This window comes from Longimicrobium sp., assembly GCF_036554565.1.
Classification (GTDB): domain Bacteria; phylum Gemmatimonadota; class Gemmatimonadetes; order Longimicrobiales; family Longimicrobiaceae; genus Longimicrobium.
Map to the genome: position 1 here is coordinate 1 of NZ_DATBNB010000598.1, position 3629 is coordinate 3629.

General features: G+C 70.9%; 1 protein-coding gene and 1 pseudogene. Both read left to right on the plus strand.

Annotated features, from left to right (window positions below; genetic code table 11):
• Positions 1-1678 (plus strand): annotated as a pseudogene (locus tag VIB55_RS16400) (hypothetical protein); the annotation flags it as partial.
• Positions 1679-1805: 127 nt separating this feature from the next.
• A partial coding sequence (locus VIB55_RS16405) for an Ig-like domain-containing protein (protein WP_331877745.1) occupies positions 1806-3629 on the plus strand: 1824 nt, incomplete at its 3' end.

The following is a 3629-nucleotide window of genomic DNA, read 5'->3' on the forward strand; positions in this document are numbered from 1 at the left end:
CGCCGAGCTGGGGGGCAAGGCCGACACCGCCGACGTGACGGTCGTTGCCCTGGCGGGCAACTGCGCCGACGCGGGCGGCACCCCCGAGCTTGCCGTGGGCGGCTCGTACACGCGCCACGGCGCCGCGGCTGCAATCCTCTGCCTGAGCGGCGCCGCGACGGGGGCCGAGTACACGCTGATCTCCCACTTTGGCTCCGAGAGCACCACCGCCACGCTGGGGCTGCGCTTCGACCCGGTCGGCATTTCGCCGCCCACCGGTCCGCCCAGCCCCTCCGTCTCGTTCTCCACCGCCGCGGTGCAGGATGCAGCCGGCGACGGCGGGTTCCACCTGCGCCTGAACGAGCGCGCGGTGCCGGGGCTGACGGCGCTGCTTCCCGCCGCGCGGCAGGCGTACGCGCGAACGCGCTCCGGCGCGCGGATGTCCACGGCCGAACAGTCCGCCCCCGCCGTGGGCACGCTGCTGAAGCTGAACGTGGGACTGGAGTTCTGCACCAAGCCCGACTACCGTACGGGCCGGGTGGTGGCGGTGAGCACCCGCGCGCTGGTGGTGGCCGACACGGCCAACCCCGTCAACGGCTTCACCGACGCCGACTACCAGCACGTGGCGGCCACCTTCGACACGCTGGTGTACCCGATCAACGCCGCGGCCTTCGGGGCCCCGGCCGACGTGGACGGCAACGGACGCTCGCTCATCTTCTACACCCGCGCGGTGAACGAGATGACGCCGAAGAACGCCGGCTACGTGGTGGGCGGGTTCTTCTACGGCCGCGACCTGTTCCCGCAGAAGGATGATCCCAACTTCGGGGGCGCCTGCGCCGGCAGCAACCTGGCCGAGATGTTCTACATGCTGGTGCCGGACCCCACCGGCGCGGTGAACGGCAACATCCGCTCGGCGAACTACGTGCGTGGCAGCACCGTGGGGGTGCTGGCGCACGAGTTCCAGCACCTGATCAGCGCCTCTCGCCGGCTGTACCTGGTGCCCGGCATCGACGGAACCGACTGGAACGAGGACGCGTGGCTGAATGAGGGGCTCAGCCACATCTCCGAGGAGCTGCTGTTCTATCACCGGGCCCAGCGGCAGCCGCGGTCCAACATCGGCGGCGAGGCGCTGTCGGGCCCGCTGAGCGCCGCGTACCTGGAGTTCCAGGAGTCGAACACCGATCGCTTCGGCGAGTGGCTGAAGCAGCCGGAGCAGAATTCCACCCACGACGCGGCCGGAGGAGACGACGCCGACCTGGCCACCCGCGGCGCCAGCTGGGCGTTCCTGCGCTATGCGGCCGACCGGCGCAACGGAAGCGACAACGCGCTCTGGTACTCGCTGGTCAACAACACCACCGTCGGGTTCCAGAACCTGCGCGAGCGGCTGGGCGCCGAGCCGGTGGAGTGGATGCGCGACTGGGCGGTCTCGGTGTACACCGACGACACCGGGCTGAACGTGCCCGCCATCTTCCGGCAGCCCAGCTGGAACTTCCGCTCGCTGTACACGGCCGACGTCGGCAAGTATCCCCTGTTCACCCGGCCCCTGAGCAGCGGGCAGGCGGTGGACGTGACGCTGGTGGGCGGCGGGGCGTCGTACCTGCGCGCCGGGGTGGCGGGCGGGCTCAAGGCATCCGTCACCGTGGGTTCCAGCGGGGCGCTTCCCGGCACGCTGAGCGTGACCGTCGTGCGTACGAAGTAGCTGGCGTGCGCGCCGGCCCCCCGGGTCGGCGCGCCCCTGTCATGGCCGCGGCTGCCGCCGCGTTGTACGGTGTGCGTCCGGGTTCCGCCGGCGCACCGCCCCTTTCTCCCGTTCCGAAAGCGTGTTCATGAAGCGCTTAATGGTGTTCTTCCTGGCGGCGGCGCTGGCCGCGTGCGACCCCCCCACCGCGGGCAACGCGGGGATCGCCACGGTGCAGCTGTCGCCGGACGACCGCACCCTGGCGGTGAACGAATCGCTGACGCTCACCGTGGTGGTGCGCGACGTGAACGGCGACGAGCCCGACGACGACCGCCGCTCTGAGGTGGAGTTCGCGTCCGCCAACCCCGCCGTGGCTACCGTGAGCGCGGACGGCGTGGTGACGGGCAAGTCGCCGGGCACGGCCACCATCACCGCCACGCTCGAGGAGAAGAGCGGCACGGTGGTGGTGAACGTGGCGGCGGCCCCGGCGGCGTGCGGCCAGGGCGGCGCCGTCCGCTCGCTCGGGGTGGGCGAGGCGGTGGTGCTGGGGGGCGTCACCGCGTCGGCGATCTGCCTGGACGGCGGGGCGGCGGGCAGGGACTACGTGGCGGTGCCCTTTCACAGCGGCAACGAGGGCGACTCGCCGTTCGGCGTGAATTTCGACACCGACCGCACCGTGGGCATCAACGCGCCGTCGCTGGCGCCCTCGCCGGCGCTGGCGGGTGGCCTGCGGGAGGATGAGGACTTCCACGCCCGCCTTCGCGAGCAGTCTGCCGAGGCGCTGGGCCGCTACCGCGACGCGGCGCTTTCGGTGTCGCCCCGGCGGGGCGGCCGCGGCGGGGGCACGGGGCCGCGCCTCACCCTGAACCTTCGTTCGCCCTCGGTGGGCGACCAGGTGACGGTGAACACGTCGCTGGAATCCTGCAAGAACCCCAAGAACGTAACGGCTCGCGTGGTGGCGATCAGCGAGCGCAGCATCGTGCTGGCCGACGTGGCCAACCCCGCCAACGGGCTGACGGACGACGATTACCGCTCCCTCGCGGTGGGCTTCGACACGCTCGTCTATCCGGGCGTCACGAACGCGTTCGGCACGCCCGAGGACCTGGACGGCAACGGCAAGGCCATCATCCTGTACACCAAGGCGGTGAACGAGCTGACGGAGCCCGGCACCTCGTCGTACGTAGGCGGATACTTCCACCCGCGCGACCTGTTCCCCACCAGCGACCGCGACGGGCTGGCCGCCTGCGCCACGACGAACTACGCCGAGATCTTCTACATGCTGGTGCCCGACCCCTCGGGCAGCATCGCCGGCACCGCGTTTTCGCGGGAGACGATCCTGCAGACGACGCTGGGAACCGTCGCGCACGAGTTCCAGCACCTGATCAACGCGTCGCGCCGGCTGTACGTGGTAGAAACCTCCATCTGGAACGAGGCTACGTGGCTGAACGAAGGACTCAGCCACATCGCCGAGGAGGTGGTGTTCTACCGCGCCCTGGGGCTCACGCCGCGCCGCAACCTGAGCTCGGCAGAGGTGCAGTCGACCAGCCGGGCGCTGGCCGCATACCGTACGTACATGGACCAGAACATCCGCCGCTACACGCGCTTCCTGCAGGAGCCGAGCTCGGAATCGCCCTACGACACCACCGAGGCCGGGGCCAACGACCTGCCCACGCGCGGCGCCTCGTGGGCGTTCCTGCGGTATGCGGCCGACCGCCGCGGGGGCGACGACGCGGTGCTGTGGCGCGACCTGGTGGACACCGACGTGATCGGCCTCGCCAACCTGCAGCAGGCGCTGGGGCGCGATCCGCGCGAGTGGATCCGCGACTGGACGACGTCGGTGTACACGGACGATTTCGTGGCCACCGAGGCGCGGTTCCAGCAGCCCAGCTGGCGGTTCCGAACCTTCTTCAACACGTTCCCGCTGGTCACGCAGCCGTTGACGGACGGCTTCAGCAAGCAGCTGGCGAGCGGA